This is a genomic window from Microtetraspora glauca (assembly GCF_040656155.1).
Classification (GTDB): domain Bacteria; phylum Actinomycetota; class Actinomycetes; order Streptosporangiales; family Streptosporangiaceae; genus Microtetraspora; species Microtetraspora glauca.
The window spans coordinates 46,936-66,160 of the sequence record NZ_JBFALK010000017.1 but is presented as its reverse complement, the minus strand read 5'-3'; the positions used below and the strand labels follow the sequence as shown (position 1 = coordinate 66,160).

Below are 19,225 nucleotides of genomic sequence, written 5' to 3'. Positions count from 1 at the left end.
GATCGGCCGATCTCCCGTGCGTCCGGCCGAGCCGGACAGCGGTCAGGCGCGGATGCCTCGGGTCGCCAGGCGCTGGGAGATCTCCTGGGCCGCCGCGCGTACGGCGTTGCCCAGGGCCAGGGTGCGGCGTTCGTTCATCACGGACCTGCGCTGCGCCACCGACACCGCGCCCACCGCGTTGCCCTCGGCGTCGAGGATGGACGCCGCGACGGACCTGATCTGGGGCTGGGAGCTGTCGGAGACGGCGAAACCCCGCTCCCGTGTGAGGGTGAGGTCACGCAGCAGCGGGTCCAGGTCGACGCCGGGATGCCTGGTCATGATGTCGGCCACTTCCAGCTGGTCGAACCGGGACATCGCCGCGCGCCCGCAGGCGTTGCGGAACGCGGGCACCCGGGCGCCGACCCGGTGGTGGACCAGGCCGCCGTCGTGCTCGACGTGGTGCAGGTAGACGATCCAGCCCTTGGCGACGTACTGCCCGAGCTGCACGTCGCCGCCGAAGTGCTTGGCCAGGTTCTCCATCGTGCGGGTCGCGGCCTCGGCCAGGCCGATCCGCTCGAAGACCTGCGCGCCGAGCCAGGCGACCGCGGGGCCGAGCCGGTAGCCGCCCTCGTGCATGGCCTCGAGCATGCGCGCCTCGACCAGGGTGACGCACAGGGCGTGGCAGGTGCTGCGCGGGATGCCGGTGCGGGCCGAGATCTCCCTGACGGTCATGATCCGATGCTGCGGGTCGAACGCCCGCAGCACCTTGGCCGCCTTGAGTACCGCCTCGACCCGCTCCGCCATTCCATCACCTGCTTCGCCACGCTCTGAACTGGTGTTTCGTCGCTGGTCGCAGCCTATGAGACGCCGCGGTCAGGAAGTGACGGCCCTCTCAGGAGACCGGGACCGCCCCGGTCATGATGCGCGGGCGCAGTTCCCCGGCCCGCGACCGCAGATACATCACGAACGAACCGGCGGCGTCCACGACGACGTCGTACTCGTCGAGCACGACGATGGTGGTGGTGCCCAGCTCGATCACGGCGGGACCGGACACCTCGTCGCCCGGCGCCATCCGCAGCCCGGCGTAGATGTTCGACTCCACCATCGCGCGCTGCGCGGGCGACCAGATCGGCCGGCGGCCGACCACCGCGCCGCCGGTGTCCCCCGCCGCCGTGGGCCGGGCGAACTCCGGCTTCGGTGTCGAACCGAGGGCGGTCAGCCTGACGTTGATCACTTCCACCGGCATCTCGTCGGACCGGTAGCCGAACAGCTCGTCGTGCATGGTGTGGAACGCCTCGGCGATGGCGGCGGCGTCGCAGCCGTCCACCGCGTCCGCGGGCAGCGGCACGTTGATCTCGAACCACTGGCCGGCGTAGCGCATGTCCAGCGACGGCTGGAAGGTCACCGCGTCGTCGCTGAGTCCCTCGCCGCGCAACGTGTCCCGGCCCTCGTCGGCCATCTCGCGCCAGATCCCGCTGAGCCCCACCTCGTCCAACTCCGCGAGCCGCAGCTTGAAGCTCTTCACATAGTCGTGCTTGAAGTCGCAGACCAGCATGCCGGCGGCGCAGAAGATCGACGACTCCCTGGGCACGACCAGGATCGGGATCTCCAGCTCCCTGGCGATGGCGGCGGCGTGCACCGGACCGGCACCACCGGCCACGACGATCGGGAAGTCGCGGGGGTCGAGCCCGCGGCGAACCGTGATCTCCCGTACGCCGGTGGCCATGCTGACGTTGACGAGGTCGTAGATGCCCGCGGCCGCCGTGGTGACGTCGATGCCGAGGGGCCCGGCCACGTCGCGCTCGATCGCCCGCCTGGCCGCCTCGACGTCCAGGCCGACCCCGCCGTCGGCGAAGCCCACCGGGTCCAGGTAGCCGAGCACCACGTCGGCGTCGGTGGTCGTCGGCCGGTCCCCGCCCCGCCCGTAGCAGGCGGGACCGGGGACGGCGCCGGCGCTCTGCGGGCCGACCCGCAGGATGCCGCCCTCGTCGACCTGGGCGATGCTGCCGCCGCCCGCGCCGATGGTGTGGATGTCGACCATCGGCAGGGCGATCCGCCAGCGGTCGATCAGGCCGTCGGTCATCACCAGCGGCCTGCCGTCCTTGACCACCGCGGCGTCGAAGCTGGTGCCGCCCATGTCCACGGTGAGGCAGCTGTCCCAGCCGTGTGGGGCCACCTCCAGCAGCCCCGCCGTGGGGCCGGAGGCCGGGCCGGACAGCAACGAGAGCGCGGCGCGGCGGCGCAGCTCCTGCGGCGTGGCGACGCCTCCGTTGGACTGCATGATCAGCAGCACTCCGGCGAAGCCGACCTCGTTCAGCGTTTCGGTCAGCACCCGCAGGTAGTCGCTGATGATCGGTCCCGCGTACGAGTTGAGCACCGCGGTGCTGGTGCGGTCGTAGTACCGCGCCTGGGAGAGCAGCTCGCTCGATGTGGTCACGTACGCCTCGGGCAGTTCGGCCGCGACCACCTCGGCGGCCCGGCGCTCGTGGTCGCCGTTGGCGTGCGCGTGCATGAAGCAGACGGCGACCGACTGCACGCCGTCCGCGCGCATCTCCGCGGCGGCACGCTTGACGTCGTCGAGGTCGAGCGGCGTCAGCTCCTTGCCGGTGTGGTCCAGCCGGCCCTTGACCGGCAGCCGCAGGTAGCGCGGCACCAGCGGGACCGGGTGGGCGAGCCGGTTGTCGTAGGCGTCCTCCCGGGTGCCGTCCCGCATCGCGAGGACGTCGCGGAAGCCGTCGGTCGTCAGCAGGCCGGTCTTGGCGCCGTTGCGGGTGAGCAGCGCGTTGGTGGTGACGGTCGTGCCGTGCACGATCGTGCGCACCTGGCGGAGGAACTCGTCGAGTGACTCGCCGCGCCGCTCGGCGACCTCACGCAGCCCCTTGGTGACGGCCCGCGCGGGGTCCGAGGGGATGGAGCTGGTCTTGTGGATCAGCCGTGACCCGTCGCCGTCCACGACCAGGAAGTCGGTGAACGTGCCGCCCACGTCCACGCCCACGCGGATGCTCATGAAACCGTCTCCTTCACCGCGTTCCCACGAAGGGCGGCCGTGCGCTCTTCGTCAACTCGCCACTGCTCGGTGTCCACGACGACGCCGTAGTCCTCCCTGGCCCGCTCCGGCGAGAGCAGCCCGTCGCGGACCTCGGCCACGACCAGTTCGGCCGGGCGCTGGAACGGGTCGCCGTATCCGGCCCCGCCCCAGCTCTGCGCCCGTACCAGGGCACCGGGTGGGAGCTGGACCATGTCCTTGGATCCCCACACCCGCACGGAGCCGTCGGGCAGTTCGACCGACATCCGGTTCAGCCCGGCGTCGTGTCCGCCGAACAGTCCGCGTGCGGGGACGGCGCCCTCCTCCTCGACGCCCTCGCCGTTGGTCACGCCGACCTCGTGCTCGCCGTAGCAGCGCCACGCCGAGCGGGTGCCGAGACCGCCGCGCCACCGCCCGGCGCCGGCCGAGTCGGGGAGGTACTCGTGGTACTCGAAGAAGTGGGGCGAGGTCAGCTCGAACATCTCCGGGTCGGGCGAGCGCATCTGGCCGGCCGTGCCGGTGAAGCCGAAGGCGTCCCAGCCGTCGTGGCCGAGCATCGCGCCCGGCCCGTTCCGCTGGAAGACCGTCAGGGTGACGAACGGGTCGCCGGTGCGCGGGTCCTCTCCGTGCAGGATCGCGGAGATGAACTTCGTCCAGCCGGCCGTGACCCTGTCGGGCAGCGCCTCGGCCAGCGCGGTCATGACGCACTCGACGATCTCGTCGCACATCTGGTTGCCGAAGACGGTCGCCGCGGGGAAGCGCGGGTTGAACAGCGATCCCTCGCGGAACACGGTGCGCACCGGGGCGAACAGCCCCTGGTTGGTCGGCACCACGACACCGCCCGCGGCGATCAGCATGAGGAACGCGATGCGGACCGCGCCCGCGGCCGACGCCGGGGGCATGTTGGTGAAGCCGGGAGCCTGGTCGTCGGTGTCGGAGAAGTCGAAGGTGATCTCGTCGCCCTCGATCCGGATCTCGCACGCGACGCGGTAGCGGCGCGTGGTGTCGATGCCGTCGGAGACCATCTCGCTCTCGCCGCGGTAGACGCCGTCGGGCCACCGTTCGATCTCGGCGCGCACCTGGCGCTCCGACCCCCGCAGGATGTACTCCATGTGCCGGTCGAACACGTCGTCGCCGTAGCGGTCGAGCACCTCGAGCAGGCGGCGCTTGCCGACCGTGCAGGCGCCGTACATGGACTTGACGTCCTCCATGACGAAGCCCAGCCGGATGTTGGCGGCGATGAGGTCCCAGACGTCCTTGCGCAGGCGGCCCGCCTCGTAGATCTTCACCGGCGGGATGCGCAGCGCCTCCTGCCAGACCTCGCGGGCGGCGGGGTCGTAGCCGCCCGCGGTCATGCCGCCGATGTCGGCCAGGTGTCCCTTGGCCGCGGCCCAGGCCACCAGCCTGCCGTCATGGAAGATCGGGACGTACACGCCGGTGTCGGCGTTCTGGTTGCCGCCGGTGTAGACGTCGTTGTGCATGATGACGTCACCCTCGGCGATGTCGTCGCCGAAGTACTCGATGATGTACTCCAGCGGCGGCTGGGCGCCGAACGCGATGATCGCCGCGAACTCCGCCTGGGCCAGTGCCCGGCCCTTGGCGTCGAAGAGCACCGTCACCAGGTCACCGATCTCATTGAAGATCGGTGAGCGGGACGAGCGCATCAGCAGCGTGGCCATCTCCTTTGCGATGGCGTCGACGCGGCGCTGCAGGACGGACGCGAGAATCGGGTCCACTCCGGTGCCTTGAGTCATGATCCACTCCCTTGAGCACGCGTTAGACGCGGTAAAGCTGGACGGGGTGCTTGGAAAGGGCCCGGCATGAACCGTCCGAGACTACGTAAGTATCGGACATATAGCCCATAGTGGCCGTTTCTTCATCCCAAAGGGTCGGGTGGATCGCGAGCGCCATCCCGTCCGCGGTCTCGGTCACCGCGCCGGCGTTCCCGCTGTCCTGAACCACGTCCAGGCCGACCCAGGGCTCCTCCAGGACGTCCAGGCCCACACCGTGCCCGGACCAGTAGGACGACTTCACGCCCTCCGCCTCGACGGCGGCGATCAGGTCGCGCTGCACGTCGCCCATCGCGACGCCGGGACGCAGCGCCCGGCAGGCCGCTCCCATGCCGGCGCCGACCGCCCGCGCGAGCCGGCTCACCGGCTCCGACGGCTCGGCGAACGTGATCATCCGGGCGAACTCCACCCAGTACCCGGCCGGACCGACCAGCTCGTAGGAGAAGGTCAGCACGTCGTTGACCCGCAGCTCGCGGTACCTCGGCGCGCCGAACGTCGGAACCGGACCGGCCGGCTCGGCGTCGACGTACATCGTGAGGAACAGCGGGTCCTCGCCGCCCATCGCGGCGGCCGTACGGTACATCTCGGCCGCGATGGACCGCTCGGTCATGCCCGGCCGCGCGATCTCCAGCAGCCGGTCGAAGCAGCGGTCCAGGATGTAGGCGCTCTCCCGCACCGCCCGCAGCTCGGCCGGGCTCTTGATCGCCCGTACCCGGTCGAACAGCACGCTCGCGTCCTCGATCCGCGCGGCCGGCAGGGCCCGCGTCACCGCGAGATAGTCCTCGACCTTCATGACCTGGCCGAGACCGACGACGCCGACCCGGGGAGAACGGCCGCGGGCGGCCAGCACCTCGGCCAGCCCCTCGCCCAGGTTGTACGGGTACCGGTAGTCGGACACCCAACCGGTGTGCGGGCGGCGTCCGGACGAGAGGTTCTGCGGGAGCACCATGACGGGCTCCTCGCCGGGGAACATCACCGCGTACCCGTACCTGTGGGCCAGGTTGTAGTCCGCGATGTAGCGCAGACTGCCCTTGTGGCCCCGGTAGTCGGCCCCGGCGAACAGCAGGACGTCATAGCCCTCGGCCGCCATGGCCCGGTGCAGCGCCGCCCAGCGGCGGTCCCGCTCGGCCAGCGAGCCGGTGCCGCTCATCTGCCGTGCCTCAGCGGCCTGCGGGTGCGGCAGCACACACTTGCAGTCCCGCGTGCCCGCCTGCCCCGCGGATCCCGCCTGCCCCGAGGGCGCCTCGGCCGTCGGCGCCTGGGTCGCCGGCGCGGGCGCCGCCGGCCTCCGCGGCGGAGGTTGGGTGCGCGGGCCGGTTGCCGGGCCCGGCGCGGCCACCCCGGGGTGGATCACTCGCTCGTTTCCGAGTGGCACCCGGAAGACGCTCGCCATGCGTTCTCTCCCTATGTCTGGCGCCGGCTACCGCGCGCCGCCGGTACGGCGGTGCGCGACCGCCTGGATCTCCAGCAGGAGGTGGGGATGCGGGAGCTGATGGACGGCGACGGTCGTACGCGTCGGCCCCGTCTCGTCGAAATACTCCGCGTACACCTCGTTGTAGCCGCCGAAATCGTTCATGTTGACCAGGTAGGTGGTGACCTGCACGAGATCGCCGAGGTCGGCGCCGACCGATCGCAGGATGCGCCGGATCGTCTCGATCACCGCACGCGTCTGTGCCTTGATGTCCAGGGACCTGGTGCCCATCTCGTCGACGCTCGCGCCGACGATGCTGTTGTCCGCGGCCCGGCTGCTGGTGCCCGACACGAAGATCAGGTCACCGGCCACCTTGACGTGCGGGAACGTTCCACGCGGGACGGCCAGGCCCGGGACCACCCGGGATTCAGCCATCGACGCCGCCCCCTCGCGCCCCGCCCACGACTCGTACGCCGACCTCGCCGAGCCCGGCCACCCGCGCCGTGACCACACCCGTCGTCGGCATCGGGACGGCGGCGGTGGCGGCCCCGGCCAGGATCACGGAACCGGCCCGGAGCCGGTGCCCGTACCGCTCGGCCATCCGGCGCAGCTCGCGCAGCGCCTCCAGGGGGTGCCCCAGGATCGCCGACGTCGATCCGGACGCGGCGGCGGTGCCGTCGACCTCCAGGACCACGTCGAGATCCCCGAGGTCCGCGGGGAGCGGCGCCCACGGCCCGACCGCGAAGCGGGCGGCCGAGGTGTTGTCGGCGATCACGGCGGGCAGGCTGAACCGGAAGTCCCGGTAGCGGGAGTCGATGATCTCCAGCGCCGGGGCGACCGCGTCGACCGCGGACACCAGGTCGTCGGCCGGGTCGGTGGTGTCGACGTCGCGGGCCAGCCGGAAGGCCACCTCGGGCTCGACCCGGGGGTGGATCAGCCCGGCGAGGGAGAGGTCTCCCCCGTCCCCGACGTGGTGGGCGTCGGTGAGGAAACCGACGATGACGTCGTCGATCCCCATCTGCGCCATCTTGGCGCGGCTGGTGAAGCCGAGCTTCACGCCGACCTGGCGCTCACCCCTGGCCTCCCGCCCGCGCAGCGATCTCGTCTGTACGGCGTATGCCTCGTCGATCGACAGCGGGACCTCGGGCTGCCGCACCGCGATCCCGTCACGCTCCGCGCCCGCGAGGAGCTCGGCGACGGCGTCCACCCGATCGGTGATCATGACCGCTCCTTTCCCAGGGTGTCCACGGCGCCCTCCCCGGAGTCCGCGAGGTCGTTCAGGCTGACGCAGACGTTCGTCGGCGAGGTGTAGAAGTGCAGTGAGTGCTCCCCTCCCTCACGCCCGACGCCGGACAGGCCGACACCGCCGAACGGGGAGCGCAGATCGCGCAGGTACCAGGTGTTGACCCAGGCCATGCCGACGTTCATCCGCTGCGCGACCCGGTGACCGCGGTCGATGTCCTGCGTCCAGACCGCCGCGGCCAGGCCGTACCTGGTGTCGTTGGCCAGCCGGACGGCCTCCGCCTCGCTGTCGAACGGGACCAGCCCGGCGACCGGGCCGAAGATCTCCTCGCGCATGACGGCGGTGGCGTTGTCCAGGCCGGTCCACAGGGTCGGCTGGATCCACGCGCCGCCGGCCAGCTCGTCCGGGATCTCCGGCACGCCGCCGCCGACCAGGCACTCCGCGCCCTGCTGGGCGGCCAGCGACAGGTAGGACAGCACCTTGGCGCGGTGCTTCTGGGAGATCAGCGGCCCGATGTCCGTACCGGGCGCCTCCGGCCGGCCGGGGTTCAGCGTCCTCGCCAGCTCGGCGAGCCGTCCGGCCACCTCGTCGAACACGCCACGCTGGATGTACACCCGTTCGGTGCACAGACAGACCTGGCCCGTGTTCGTGAAGATCGACCGGCCGAGCCCCGCGACCGTGCGGTCGAGATCGGCGTCGTCGAACACGATGGCGGCGTTCTTGCCGCCCAGTTCGAAGGAGACCGGGCGCACCCACGGCGCCACCGCCTTCATGATCGACGAGCCCGTCCTGGACTCACCGGTGAACGTCACGCCGTCGATGTCCTGATGGGTGGTCAGCAGCTCACCCGCGGAACCCGAGCCGAAGCCGTGCACCACGTTGTAGACGCCGTCGGGTACGCCCGCCTCCGCCATGATCTCCGCCAGCAGGGTCGCCGAGGACGGCGTCTCCTCCGAGGGCTTGACCACGACCGCGTTCCCGCAGGCGAGCGCCGGAGCGACCTTCCAGGTGAGCAGCAGCAGCGGAAGGTTCCACGGCACGATGACCGCGACCACGCCCAGCGGCTTGCGCACCGCGTAGTTCAGCGCGCGGCGCCCGTCGGCCGTCTCGGTGAGGTAGGAGTCGAGCCCCTTCGAGACGATCATGTCGGCGGCCGCGCGGAAGTTCGCCGCCGCCCTGGCGATGTCCAGCTCCCTGGCCAGCGGCACCGGCTTGCCGGTGTCGGCGACCTCGGCGGCGAGCAGGTCGTCGAACCGCTCCTCGATGCGGTCCGCGACGCGGCGCATCAGCGCCGCCCGCCAGGCGACCGTGCTGCGGCCCCACGCGCCGTTCAGCGCCGTCCTGGCCGCGGCGACCGCGGCGTCCACGATGACCGCGTCGGCCTCGTGGACCGTCGCGACGGCGCCGCCGTCGACCGGGCTGACCTTCTCGAACGTGGCGGTGCCGTCGACGAACTCGCCGCCCACGTAGTTCCGCAGAACCCGTGTCACCGATCCCCCTCTCCACGCATGACGGGCGTCCCCGCTCACCTGGCTTCGCCGCTGTCCACGGCGACCGCGTCGGCTCCCGCCACCAGGCTGACGACCGCGAGGTCGACACCTGAGACGTCGCCGCCCACGGCCGCCTGTGCCGCCTCGTCGGCGGCGAGCAGGACGAGGCTCGGCGGGGCCACATGGATGAGATCGACCGCGACGAGGGTCGTGTCCTCACCGATCGGCCGTACCGTCACGAGGCGCCGCTGCTCCAGACCGGAGACCGCGCGCTCGTTCCAGAGACGGCCGGTGACCTGCGCCAGTATCACGACGCCTCAGCCCTCTGCCCGCCGGCCAGCAGGTCACGGGTGCCGTTGTCGAGGAGCCCGACCGAGATCGCGTCCGGGCGGGGGTAGAGCTGCGCCGAACGCAACTCGCCGTACTGCTTGACCGCGGCGGAGCCGGAGTCGAGCGCCTGGCGCACGGCGGCGATGCTGCCCTTGATGGCGGCCGAGAAGTAACCGGAGCCGATCCGCTCGACGTTGATCGTCTGCACCTCGGCGGTCTTCATCATCGCCTCGATGCCAGCGACCAGGGAGACGATCCCACGGGTCTCGATCAGACCGATCGCGTTCTGTGAACCTGACATCACGTTCTCCTAGCCGTCGATGAGGGAGGGGTTGGTCGCGAGCGCGGTGACGGGAACGCTCGGGTACGCGAAGATCACGGAACTGACCTTGCCCCGAGAGATCGACTTGGCGGTGGCCACGCCGATCTCGGTGGCCTCCTCGACCGTGGCCAGGTCGCCGCTCAGCGAGACCGCCACGATGCCACCGCCGAGGCGCATGGTGCCCTCGACCGTGACCTCGGTGGCCTTCACCATGGCGTCGACGGCATCGAAGATGGCCACCATGCCGTCGGCCTCAATGAACGCAACTGCCTTACTCATCCCCTGTGCCTTCCTGACGGCCGGGCGGTCCTGAACACCCGCCGTCCATCGGTGGTGTCAGGGAACCTAGGGCACCTCCCCTGGCGCCACAGCACCGTTGTCCGGCCCTGCCGGACAAGCTCACCACTCGCTCTGAGCGGGCCCCCAGATGTGCGCGAGTGCCTCCGGGGCGAGCACCGCGCCGGGGGGACCTTCCGCGACGAGCCGGCCTTCCTTGAGCAGCAGGCAGTGGTCCGCCCGCTTCGCGGCGGCGAGATCGTGCGTCGCGTGGACCACCGTGACGCCGTGCGCCTTCGCGCCGTCGAGCACCTCGGAGACGCACCGTCGCGCTTCGAGATCGAGCCCCGTCGCCGGCTCGTCGAGCAGGAGCAGATCGGGCTCCTGAGCGAGGCCCTGGGCGATGAGGGCACGCTGTCGCTGGCCTCCCGACAGGGCGCCCAACCGGCGCGAGGCCAGGTCGAGGACTCCGAGGCGCGCCATGCGGTCGTCGACGACCGACCTGTCCCGCTCCGACAGCCGCCGCCACGGGCCGCGGTGAGCCCATCGCCCCATCTGGACGACCTCCCTGACCGTGATCGGCAGGTTGTCGGAGACCGCGCTGCGCTGCGCGACGAACCCCGGGCGGCGCGTGCTCGCGCGTTCGACGGAGCCGGACATCGGCCGGACGACACCGGCGAGCACACCCAGGAGGGTGGACTTCCCGGAGCCGTTCGGGCCGACGACCGCGGTCACGCGGGCACGCGGGAACCGCGCCGTGAGGTCGCGCAGGGCGGCCCGCCGCGCGTAGCCCGCGGTGAGGCCCTGAACCACGACCGCCGTCTCTTCCTCGTTCCGCACGACGACACCTCCATTTGAAAATGGTTACCGTTTTCATTATATGGTGTTGACCATGCAATGGTTGTTCGGCCCCTTCGAGGTGGCGTTCGTACGGCAGGCGCTGTGGGGCGGGATCCTCGTCTCCCTGATCTGCGCCCTGGCCGGGACCTGGGTCGTCCTGCGCGGCCTGGCCTTCCTCGGCGACGCGATGTCACACGGGATGCTTCCCGGCGTGGCCCTCGCATCGCTTCTCGGCGGCGACATCCTGCTCGGCGCCGCGCTCAGCGCGGGGGCGATGGCCCTCGGCGTGACCGCGCTCGGCAGGTCACCCCGGTTGTCGCAGGACACGAGCATCGGCCTGCTCTTCGCCGGGATGCTCTCCCTGGGAGTGATCGTCGTGTCGCACTCCCAGTCGTTCGCGGTCGATCTGACCGGGTTCCTCTTCGGCGACGTCCTCGCGGTCCGCCCGGCGGACCTGATCTGGCTCGCCGCCGCGCTGGTCGTCGCCGCCGTGGTCTCGGTGCTCGGCCACCGGTCCTTCGTCGCCCTCGCCTTCGACCCGCGCAAGGCGCACACCCTCGGGTTACGGCCGGGTGCGGCTCACGCCGTGTTGCTGGGGCTCGTCACCCTCGCCATCGTCGCGTCCTTCCACGTCGTCGGGACACTCCTCGTCTTCGCCCTTCTCATCGCCCCGCCGGCGGCCGCGGCGCTGTGGGCCCGGCGCATCCCGACGATCATGCTGGGGGCGGCCCTCCTCGGCGTCGGCTCGACGGCGACCGGCCTGATCCTGTCGTGGCATCTGGGCACGGCCGCGGGCGCGACGATCGCCGCCGTCTCCGTGTCCCTGTTCTTCGTGTCGGCGGCCTGCGTGCCGGTGTTCACGTCAGCGCCGGCGGGTCTCCCGCGGCGCCGCCGTACCCGCTCGGACCCGTCCTCCGCCCTCACCGGCCCCCGCACGGAAGTCGAGCACCCATCGTGACCTGGAACAGCACGGCCGCCGCGGCGCTCACCGCGACCGCGGCGGTGGGAATGCTGCTGGCCGGATGCGCCTCGGCCGGTGTGACCTCGGCGGGAGAGCCCGGGCGGCGCCAGGAGGTCGTCCCCCACGGACACGTCGAGGGCGCCGAGGAGACCGCCGAGCCGCAGCCCCGGCTGATCATCGCCGACGGCGACACCGGGACGGCGCACGTCCTCGATCTGACCACCGGAAAGGTCTCCGCCGTGGGCGGCTCCGGGAGCGATGTCGGGAGCGGCATCGACGGGGCCCTCAGCGGCGACGGCCGGTTCGCCTATCTGACCGCACCCGGCGGTACGGCGACGCGGGTCATCGACGGCGGCGCCTGGACCGTCGACCACGGTGATCACTCCCACTACTACCGCGCCGAGGCGCGCGAGATCGGGACCGTGGCGGGTGGGCGTCCGGAGAACGCCTTCGGAGACGCGGGCGTCACCGCCGTGACCTTCACCGGCGGCTCGGCGAGGGTCCTCGACCGCGCCGCGCTGGACAGGGGGGACATCGTCGAGACCACCGCGATCGGCGGCGGCGGGCGCCACGGCACCGTCGTGCCGTACGGAGGACACCTGCTCGTGCCGGCCGTGGGGCCCGGCGGGAAGGCGACGGGCGGCGTGGAGGTGCGCGCCAGGGACGGCGGGCCGATCTCCGGGATCGGCGAGCCGTGCCCGGAACCGCGCGGCGCGGCCGTGACGCGACGGGGCGCCGTGCTCGGCTGCGCCGACGGCGCGCTGCTGGTCACCGAGGAGGGCGGCGCGTTCTCGGGCGCGAAGATCCGCTATCCCGGGAAGACCTCGGAGGGCGACCGAGTCCGGGAGTTCGCCCACCGTCCGGGAAGCACGACTCTGGCGGCACGCGCCGGTGACACGGGGATCTGGCTGCTCGACGTCTCCGCCAGGAAGTGGACGCTCCTGCGGACCGGCCCCGCGGTGGCCGTGACCGCCGCCGGCGACGGAGCGCCGGTCCTCGCCCTGACCGCGGACGGCGTGCTGCACGCGTACGACCCCGGAACCGGTGAGGAGACCGCGACGGCCGAGCTGCTCGCCGCCCCCTTGCCCGGCTCCGGCGATCTGCCGACGCCGGCCATCCAGGTCGACGCCGCCCGGGCCTATGTCAACGACCCGGCCGCGAAGGCGATCTACGAGATCGACTACGACGACGACCTGCGGCGCGCCCGCACCTTCGAACTCGGGTTCACGCCCGCGTCGATGGTGGAGACGGGACGGTGACCACGATGACGGCTCGACATCGGGACGCGTCGCGGCGCGTCCTCTCCCTCCTCGTGGCGGTCGTCCTTTGGGCGTGCGTCTCCCTGACCGGATGCGCGGGCGCCGGCGAGCGGCGTCCGGCCGTGGTCGTCACCACGAACATCCTCGGCGACATCGTCCGCCGCGTCGTCGGCGACGAGGCCGAGGTGACCGTGCTGATGAAGCCGGACTCCGATCCGCACTCGTTCGCGGTCTCGGCCCGGCAGGCGGCCGTGATGGAGACGGCCGCACTGGTCGTGTACAACGGCCTCGGCCTGGAGGAGGGCGTCCTGCGCCATGTGCAGGCCGCGCGGGAAGCCGGGGTTCCGGCCCTGGCCGTCGGCGAGGGGATCGACCCGATCCGATACGCCGGGAACGGCACCGGGACCGGCGGGACCGGCACCGGGAACGCCGGAAACGACATGTCGGGGCGGCACGACCCGCATTTCTGGACCGATCCGCGCCGGATGGCCAGGGCCGTCGACCTGATCGCCGAACGGGTCGTCACCGAGGTGGACGGAGTCGACGCCGCGGCGGTCCGGGCGAACGCCGCACGCTGTCGCGGGGAGGTCGAGGAGCTCGACACGTGGATGGAGACGCGGTTCTCCGCCGTCCCGCCCGGCAGGCGCGACCTCGTGACCAACCACCACGTCTTCGGCTACCTGGCGGAGCGGTACGGCTTCAGGGTCGTCGGCGCGGTGATCCCCAGCGGCACGACGCTCGCCTCCCCCAGCGCGTCCGACCTGAAATCACTGGCCGACGCCGTACGCGCGGCCGGGGTGCCGGCGATCTTCGCAGATTCCTCCCAGCCGGAGCGGCTGGCCCGGGTCCTCGCCTCGGAGGCCGGGCTGGAGGTACGGGTCATCGCGCTGTTCTCCGAATCCCTGAGCGCGACGCGGAAGGGCGCCTCCAACTACGTGGAGATGATGCGCTCCAACACCGAGGCCATCGTCGACGGCCTGAGCGAGCGATGACACCCGACACGGGACCGACCGGAAACACCGGAAACACCGAACACCGGAAACAGAGAAAGGTGCACGACACATGAATGCCTGGCCGCGTACCCGAGTGGCGGCGCTCCCCGCGCTGCTCGTCGCGGGACTCCTCCTCAGCGCCTGCGCGTCGCGGCAGTCCGCGACACCACAGGCGGCCGGAACGGCGCACTCGGCCGCACCCACGCGGGCCCCCGAACCGGCGCGCGTCGCGACCCCCGTCACCGACCCCCTCGTCACGACGTACGACGGCGGGCTGTACGTCCTCGATGGGGAGACCCTCCAGATCGCCGCGGACATCCCACTCGCCGGGTTCAACCGGGTCAACCCCGCCGGAGACGACCGCCACGTGCTGGTCTCCACCTCGACCGGGTTCCGCGTGCTCGACGCCGTCTCCTCCACGCTGAAGGCCGACGAGTTCACGGGGGCCAAGCCCGGCCACGTCGTACGGCACGCGGGAAAGACCGTGCTCTTCTCCGACGGGACGGGCGTGGTCACCGTCTTCGACCCCAAGGATCTCGGCGGCGGCCTGCCCGAGGCCGAGACCTACACGGCCGCCGCGCCCCACCACGGTGTCGCAATCGAGCTGGCGAACGGCGAGCTGGTGACCACGCTCGGCACCGAGGAGAAGCGGCTCGGCATCCTGGTCCTCGACAAGGCCCGCAAGGAGATCGCCCGTAGCGAGAAGTGCCCGGGCGTCCACGGCGAGGCCGCCGCCAAGGACGAGGCCGTCGTGATCGGGTGCGAGGACGGCGTCCTGCTCTACAAGGACGGCGCGATCAGCAAGATCGACAGCCCGGACGCGTACGGGAGGATCGGCAACCAGGCCGGCTCCGAGGCGTCGGCGATCGTCCTCGGCGACTACAAGAACGACCCCGACGCCGAACTCGAACGCCCCCAGCGGATCTCGCTCATCGACACCGCGTCCGGTTCCATGCGGCTGGTGGACCTCGGCACGAGCTACACCTTCCGGTCCCTCGCGCGTGGACCGCACGGCGAGGCTCTCGTACTGGGAACCGACGGCCGGCTCCACGTGATCGATCCCGAGAGCGGGAAGGTCGTGGACAGCGTCGAGATCATGGCCGAGTGGCGCGAACCGCTGGAGTGGCAGCAGCCGCGCCCGGCGATCTTCGTCCGCGGCCGCACGGCCTACGTGACCGATCCGAGCAGGAAGGAACTGCACGCGATCGACATCGACGCGAGGAAGAAGCTGAGGACCGTGACGCTGCCCCAGGCCCCCAACGAACTCAGCGGGGTCAGCGGCTGACCCGGAGACCGTACACCGTGAGGAGCAGGCGGTCAGCGGGGGCGCAGGAAGTCACCGATGGCCGCCTGGGCCTCGGGCGAGGCGATCACGTCGACCTGGTTGGCGATCTCCGCCTCCAGCGCCTCCGCCAGGTCGCTGTCCCAGGCGGCGCCGAGCAACTTCTTGGACCCGGCCAGCGCCTTCGGCGAGAACCCGCGCAGCCGGTCGGTGAGCGCCGTGACCTCCGCGTCCAGCCGCTCCGGCGGGACGACCGTGTTGATCATCCCCCACACCAGTGCGGTCGCCGCGTCGAGGGAGTCGCCGAGGAGCGCCAGCCGGCGTGCTCTCCTGTCTCCCACCAGCCTGGGCAGCAGCCAGCTGGCCCCGCTGTCCAGCGACAGCCCGCGCCGTACGAACAGCTGGAGGAAGCGGGACCGGTCGCTGGCCACCACGAAGTCGCACGCCAGCGCGAGGTTCGCGCCCGAGCCAGCCGCGACCCCGTCGACCATCGCCACGGTGGGGAACGGCGCCTCGTGCACGGCCAGGACGCACCGGTTCGAGACCCGCATCCTGTCGGGCAGCGCGTCGAGGTCGTCCACGAGGCCGCCGACGTCCGATCCTCCGCAGAACGCGCCGCCCGCCCCGGCGATCACCACCACGCGCGTCTCCGGATCCGCCGACAGCTCGGCCAGCGTCGCGTCCAGGGCGCTCCACATCGCGTCGGTCATGGCGTTGAGCTTGTCCGGACGGTTCAGGGTGATCGTCACGACGCCGTCCCGCGTTTCGCGGTCGACGCGGCCGTCCCGACCGTCCCGGTCGGCGCGGTCGACGCTCATCCGCGGTCACCCCGCGCCGGGGAGTCGATGGACCTTCCGATGATCTCCTTCATGATCTCGTTGGTGCCGGCGTAGATGGTCTGCACCCGCGCGTCCAGGAACGCCCGGGCGACGGGGTACTCCTGCATGAACCCGTAACCGCCGTGCAGTTGCAGGCAGCGGTTGACCACGTCCTGCTGCAGTTCGGTGGTCCACCACTTGGCCTTGGCCGCGTCCTCGGCCTCGACCTCGCCGGCCAGGTGCCGGCGGACGAGGTGGTCCACGTACACCTGGGCGACCTCGGTGGCCGTGGTCAGCTCCGCGAGGACGAACTTGGTGTTCTGGAAGGAGGAGAGCCGGCTGCCGAAGGCCGTGCGCTCACGGCAGTAGGCGATCGTCCAGTCGAGGACGGCGCGCGCGCCGCTGATCGCCGAGACCGACAGCGCCAGCCGCTCCTGCGCCAGGTTCCTCATCAGCGTGGTGAAGCCGGTCCCCGGCTCGCCGAGCAGGTTCGCCGCGGGCACGCGCGCGTCGTCGAAGAACAGCTCCGCCGTGTCCTGGCTGTGCAGGCCGATCTTGCGCAGGCGGCGCCCCCGGGTGAAGCCGGGCGTGCCCTCCTCCACCACGAGCAGGCTGATCCCCCGGTGGCGCTGCTCGGGGTCGGTCTTGACGGCCACCACGACGAGGTCGGAGTTCAGACCGTTGGTGACGAACGTCTTCGACCCGTTGACCACGTAGTGACCGTCGTCGAGCGTCGCGGTCGTGCGGATGGACGCCAGATCCGACCCCGCACCGGGCTCGGTCATGGAGATCGCGCCCATCGTCTCGCCGGTGACCATGCCCGGCAGCCAGCGGGCCCGCTGCTCGTGCGTGGTCGCCGTGAGCAGGTACGGCAGCACGATGTCGTTGTGCAGCGTGATGCACATGCCCGAGCCGATGACGTTGGCCCGTTGCAGCTCCTCCGAGATGATCACGTTGTAGCGGAAGTCCGGCTCGCCCATGCCGCCGTACTCCTCCGGCACCGCCATGCCGAGGAAGCCCTTCTCCCCGGCGGCGCGGAACATCGCCTTGTCGACCCGGCCCTCGGCCTCCCACTTCTCGTGGTACGGCTCGATCTCCGCCCGCACGAACGCCCGGAAACTGCCGCGGAACGCCTCGTGGGTCTCGTCGAACAGGTCACGACGCACGGCCATCACTCCTCTTTCTCATCGCCCGTTCACCGTGTCTGATTCACCGTGTCTGATTCACCGTGGGATTCACCGTGCGGTCCAGCCGCCGTCCACGGCGATGGTCTGCCCGGTGATGAAGGCCCCGCCGGGACCGGCGAGCAGCAACAACACGCCGTCGAGCTCCTCCGGACGGCCCGGACGGCCCATCGGGGTGTTGCGCCTGATCCACCGGCTCGCGCTCTCGTCGGCCAGCATCCGCTCGGTCAGCTCGCTGGGGAACCAGCCCGGCGCGATCGCGTTGACCCGGACCCCGTCGCGGGCCCATTCGCAGGCCAGATGCCGGGTGAGGCTGATCACGGCGCCCTTGGCCGCGCCGTACGCCGCCTGGGTGACGGGCGCCGACCCGACCAGGCCGAGGATCGACGCGATGTTGACGACGGATCCGCCGCCGCGCGCCGACATCGACCTTCCCGCGAGCGCGCTGAGCCGGAACAGCGCGGTCAGGTCGATGTCGAGCGTCTCGCGGAACGACTCCACCGGATGCTCGTACGCGGGCAGCGGATCGGCCCATCCGGCGTTGTTGACCAGGATGTCCACCCCGCCGAGCTCGTCGGCGCGGGCGATCAGCGCCGCGCGGTCGTCCTCGCCGGTGACGTCGCACCGGTGCGGCACGATCCCTTCCTGCCCGGCGGCGAGGTCGTCGAGCCGGTCCACCCGCCGTGCGGCGGCCACCACGGTCGCCCCGGCGCGGGCCAGGACCAGGGCGAACCGGCGCCCCAGCCCGCTCGACGCGCCGGTGACGACCGCGACCTTGCCGCTCAGGTCGATGACGTGGGCGGCCCCGGTCACGACACCCTCTCGATGATCGTGGCGTTGGCCATGCCGCCGCCCTCGCACATCGTCTGCAGGCCGTACCGGCCGCCGGTGCGCTCGAGCTCGTGCAGCAGCGTGGTCATCAGCCGGGTGCCGGAGGCGCCGAGCGGGTGCCCGAGGGCGATGGCGCCGCCGTTGACGTTGACCCTGGCGGGGTCGGCGCCCACCTCCCGCTGCCAGGCGAGCACGACCGAGGCGAATGCCTCGTTGACCTCGAAGAGGTCGATGTCGCCGACGCTCATCCCGGCCCGGTCGAGGATCCGCCGGGTCGCCGGGATCGGGCCGGTCAGCATCTCGACCGGGTCGGAGCCGACGACGGTCATGTGCCGGATCACCGCGCGCGGGCGCAGGCCGAGGGCGCGCGCCTTCTCCGCGCTCATGACGAGGACGGCGGACGCCCCGTCGGCGATCTGCGACGAGTTGCCGGCCGTGATCCTGCCCTCGGGGTGGAAGGCGGGCTTGAGCCCGGCCAGCGCCTCGGCCGAGGTCTCCCGGAGGCACTCGTCGGCGGTCAGGGTGCCGCCCGGCTCGGTCACCTCGCCGGTCTCGCGGTCGCGCAGCCTGCGCGGCACGGGGACGATCTCCCGGTCGAACCGGCCCTCGGCCCGCGCCGCCGCCGCGCGCCGCTGGCTGAGCAGGCCGTAGGCGTCGAGCTCCTCCCTGCCGATGTCCCACCGCTCCGCCACCAGGTCGGACGCGAGGCCCTGCGGCACGAGCCCGCAGGTGCCGTACACCTCGCGGTCCGCGTAGCGGGCACGCGCCACCTCGCCGTACACGGCGAGGATGTCGCCGTCGGGGGCGTTGGAGAACATCGGGACGGTCGACATGCACTCGATGCCGGCGGCGACCACCACGTCACACGATCCGGCCATGATCGCCTGGGCGGCGAAGTGGATCGCCTGCTGCGAGGAACCGCACTGGCGGTCGATGGTGGTGCCGGGGACCGTCTCCGGCCAGCCGGCCGCGAGGACGGTGGTGCGGGCGATGTTCGTGCTCTGCAGGCCGTTCTGGGTGACGCACCCCATGATCACGTCGTCGACGACGGTGGGATCGAGGCCGGTCCTCTCCTGGAGCGCGGAGAGCGTCCTGGCGGCGAGTTCGGCCGGGTGCCAGCCGGACAGCGACCCGTGCCGCCTGCCCGTGGCCGTGCGCACCGCCTCGACGATGACTGCTTCCGACATGGGAA

19 protein-coding genes are annotated in these 19,225 nt (G+C 71.7%); 4 read left to right on the top strand and 15 right to left on the bottom strand.

Annotated features, from left to right (window positions below):
* Nucleotides 1–42: 42 nt before the first annotated feature.
* The 11 genes from AB0I59_RS28365 to aztA all read right to left on the bottom strand — a co-directional run bounded on the left by AB0I59_RS28365 (nucleotide 43) and on the right by aztA (nucleotide 10,706).
* A complete protein-coding gene (locus tag AB0I59_RS28365) occupies nucleotides 43–783 on the bottom strand; it encodes an IclR family transcriptional regulator (RefSeq protein WP_061257811.1) in 741 nt (246 codons plus the stop codon).
* An 88-nt stretch (nucleotides 784–871) separates the two neighbouring features.
* Nucleotides 872–2,986 carry a hydantoinase/oxoprolinase family protein gene (locus AB0I59_RS28360; RefSeq protein WP_061257810.1) on the bottom strand — a complete coding sequence of 705 codons (2,115 nt, stop codon included), beginning with the start codon at nucleotides 2,984–2,986 and terminating at the stop codon, nucleotides 872–874.
* On the bottom strand, nucleotides 2,983–4,758 hold the full coding sequence (locus AB0I59_RS28355; RefSeq protein ID WP_063818834.1) for a hydantoinase B/oxoprolinase family protein: 1,776 nt from the start codon (nucleotides 4,756–4,758) through the stop codon (nucleotides 2,983–2,985). Before AB0I59_RS28355 ends, AB0I59_RS28360 begins: the two co-directional genes overlap by 4 nt.
* 22 nt (nucleotides 4,759–4,780) lie before the next feature.
* Nucleotides 4,781–6,187, bottom strand: coding sequence for a M24 family metallopeptidase (locus tag AB0I59_RS28350; protein WP_061257808.1), 1,407 nt, complete (start codon nucleotides 6,185–6,187; stop codon nucleotides 4,781–4,783).
* Nucleotides 6,188–6,214: 27 nt separating this feature from the next.
* On the bottom strand, nucleotides 6,215–6,640 hold the full coding sequence (locus AB0I59_RS28345) for a RidA family protein (RefSeq protein ID WP_061257807.1): 426 nt from the start codon (nucleotides 6,638–6,640) through the stop codon (nucleotides 6,215–6,217).
* Nucleotides 6,633–7,427, bottom strand: coding sequence for a 2-keto-4-pentenoate hydratase (locus AB0I59_RS28340; protein ID WP_061257806.1), 795 nt, complete (start codon nucleotides 7,425–7,427; stop codon nucleotides 6,633–6,635). The genes AB0I59_RS28345 and AB0I59_RS28340 overlap by 8 nt, the downstream gene beginning before the upstream one ends.
* The gene (locus AB0I59_RS28335) at nucleotides 7,424–8,938 is read right to left on the bottom strand and encodes a 2-hydroxymuconic semialdehyde dehydrogenase (RefSeq protein ID WP_358137739.1); all 1,515 of its coding nucleotides are present in this window, start codon (nucleotides 8,936–8,938) and stop codon (nucleotides 7,424–7,426) included. The genes AB0I59_RS28340 and AB0I59_RS28335 overlap by 4 nt, the downstream gene beginning before the upstream one ends.
* A gap of 35 nt (nucleotides 8,939–8,973) precedes the next feature.
* Nucleotides 8,974–9,249: a EutN/CcmL family microcompartment protein gene (locus tag AB0I59_RS28330; RefSeq protein ID WP_061257804.1), complete on the bottom strand. Its 276-nt coding sequence runs from the start codon at nucleotides 9,247–9,249 to the stop codon at nucleotides 8,974–8,976.
* Nucleotides 9,246–9,569 (bottom strand): BMC domain-containing protein, encoded by a 324-nt coding sequence (locus AB0I59_RS28325; protein ID WP_061257803.1) that lies wholly within the window; start codon nucleotides 9,567–9,569, stop codon nucleotides 9,246–9,248. Before AB0I59_RS28325 ends, AB0I59_RS28330 begins: the two co-directional genes overlap by 4 nt.
* A gap of 9 nt (nucleotides 9,570–9,578) precedes the next feature.
* Nucleotides 9,579–9,869: a BMC domain-containing protein gene (locus AB0I59_RS28320; protein WP_061257802.1), complete on the bottom strand. Its 291-nt coding sequence runs from the start codon at nucleotides 9,867–9,869 to the stop codon at nucleotides 9,579–9,581.
* 120 nt (nucleotides 9,870–9,989) lie between these two features.
* Nucleotides 9,990–10,706: a zinc ABC transporter ATP-binding protein AztA gene (gene aztA / locus AB0I59_RS28315; protein WP_358137735.1), complete on the bottom strand. Its 717-nt coding sequence runs from the start codon at nucleotides 10,704–10,706 to the stop codon at nucleotides 9,990–9,992.
* A gap of 52 nt (nucleotides 10,707–10,758) precedes the next feature.
* Here aztA and aztB point away from each other — a divergent pair, with 52 nt between their 5' ends.
* The 4 genes from aztB (at nucleotide 10,759) to aztD (ending at nucleotide 15,203) form a co-directional block, all read left to right on the top strand.
* A complete protein-coding gene (aztB, locus tag AB0I59_RS28310; RefSeq protein ID WP_082777141.1) occupies nucleotides 10,759–11,664 on the top strand; it encodes a zinc ABC transporter permease AztB in 906 nt (301 codons plus the stop codon).
* Nucleotides 11,661–12,926, top strand: coding sequence for a hypothetical protein (locus AB0I59_RS28305; protein WP_358137732.1), 1,266 nt, complete (start codon nucleotides 11,661–11,663; stop codon nucleotides 12,924–12,926). The genes aztB and AB0I59_RS28305 overlap by 4 nt, the downstream gene beginning before the upstream one ends.
* A gap of 5 nt (nucleotides 12,927–12,931) precedes the next feature.
* A complete protein-coding gene (aztC, locus tag AB0I59_RS28300; RefSeq protein WP_061257943.1) occupies nucleotides 12,932–13,918 on the top strand; it encodes a zinc ABC transporter substrate-binding protein AztC in 987 nt (328 codons plus the stop codon).
* Between the two features lie 70 nt (nucleotides 13,919–13,988).
* Nucleotides 13,989–15,203: a zinc metallochaperone AztD gene (aztD, locus tag AB0I59_RS28295; RefSeq protein ID WP_358137728.1), complete on the top strand. Its 1,215-nt coding sequence runs from the start codon at nucleotides 13,989–13,991 to the stop codon at nucleotides 15,201–15,203.
* Nucleotides 15,204–15,235: 32 nt separating this feature from the next.
* On the opposite strand, the gene AB0I59_RS28290 is transcribed toward aztD, so the two are convergent.
* From AB0I59_RS28290 to AB0I59_RS28275, 4 genes are all read right to left on the bottom strand, one after another.
* On the bottom strand, nucleotides 15,236–16,018 hold the full coding sequence (locus AB0I59_RS28290) for an enoyl-CoA hydratase/isomerase family protein (RefSeq protein WP_358137725.1): 783 nt from the start codon (nucleotides 16,016–16,018) through the stop codon (nucleotides 15,236–15,238).
* Nucleotides 16,015–17,184, bottom strand: a complete 1,170-nt coding sequence (locus tag AB0I59_RS28285) for an acyl-CoA dehydrogenase family protein (RefSeq protein WP_358137974.1) — start codon at nucleotides 17,182–17,184, stop codon at nucleotides 16,015–16,017. Before AB0I59_RS28285 ends, AB0I59_RS28290 begins: the two co-directional genes overlap by 4 nt.
* A 69-nt stretch (nucleotides 17,185–17,253) precedes the next feature.
* Nucleotides 17,254–18,015: an SDR family NAD(P)-dependent oxidoreductase gene (locus AB0I59_RS28280; RefSeq protein ID WP_358137722.1), complete on the bottom strand. Its 762-nt coding sequence runs from the start codon at nucleotides 18,013–18,015 to the stop codon at nucleotides 17,254–17,256.
* Nucleotides 18,012–19,220: a thiolase family protein gene (locus tag AB0I59_RS28275; protein ID WP_358137719.1), complete on the bottom strand. Its 1,209-nt coding sequence runs from the start codon at nucleotides 19,218–19,220 to the stop codon at nucleotides 18,012–18,014. Before AB0I59_RS28275 ends, AB0I59_RS28280 begins: the two co-directional genes overlap by 4 nt.
* Nucleotides 19,221–19,225: the final 5 nt, after the last annotated feature.

Coding starts and splice junctions, on each gene's coding strand:
- AB0I59_RS28365 (WP_061257811.1), bottom strand. CDS start 783: ATGGCGGAGCGGGTCGAGGCGGTACTCAAGGCGGCCAAGGTGCTGCGG.
- AB0I59_RS28360 (WP_061257810.1), bottom strand. CDS start 2,986: ATGAGCATCCGCGTGGGCGTGGACGTGGGCGGCACGTTCACCGACTTC.
- AB0I59_RS28355 (WP_063818834.1), bottom strand. CDS start 4,758: ATGACTCAAGGCACCGGAGTGGACCCGATTCTCGCGTCCGTCCTGCAG.
- AB0I59_RS28350 (WP_061257808.1), bottom strand. CDS start 6,187: ATGGCGAGCGTCTTCCGGGTGCCACTCGGAAACGAGCGAGTGATCCAC.
- AB0I59_RS28345 (WP_061257807.1), bottom strand. CDS start 6,640: ATGGCTGAATCCCGGGTGGTCCCGGGCCTGGCCGTCCCGCGTGGAACG.
- AB0I59_RS28340 (WP_061257806.1), bottom strand. CDS start 7,427: ATGATCACCGATCGGGTGGACGCCGTCGCCGAGCTCCTCGCGGGCGCG.
- AB0I59_RS28325 (WP_061257803.1), bottom strand. CDS start 9,569: ATGTCAGGTTCACAGAACGCGATCGGTCTGATCGAGACCCGTGGGATC.
- AB0I59_RS28320 (WP_061257802.1), bottom strand. CDS start 9,869: ATGAGTAAGGCAGTTGCGTTCATTGAGGCCGACGGCATGGTGGCCATC.
- aztB (WP_082777141.1), top strand. CDS start 10,759: ATGCAATGGTTGTTCGGCCCCTTCGAGGTGGCGTTCGTACGGCAGGCG.
- aztC (WP_061257943.1), top strand. CDS start 12,932: ATGACGGCTCGACATCGGGACGCGTCGCGGCGCGTCCTCTCCCTCCTC.
- aztD (WP_358137728.1), top strand. CDS start 13,989: ATGAATGCCTGGCCGCGTACCCGAGTGGCGGCGCTCCCCGCGCTGCTC.
- AB0I59_RS28290 (WP_358137725.1), bottom strand. CDS start 16,018: ATGAGCGTCGACCGCGCCGACCGGGACGGTCGGGACGGCCGCGTCGAC.
- AB0I59_RS28275 (WP_358137719.1), bottom strand. CDS start 19,220: ATGTCGGAAGCAGTCATCGTCGAGGCGGTGCGCACGGCCACGGGCAGG.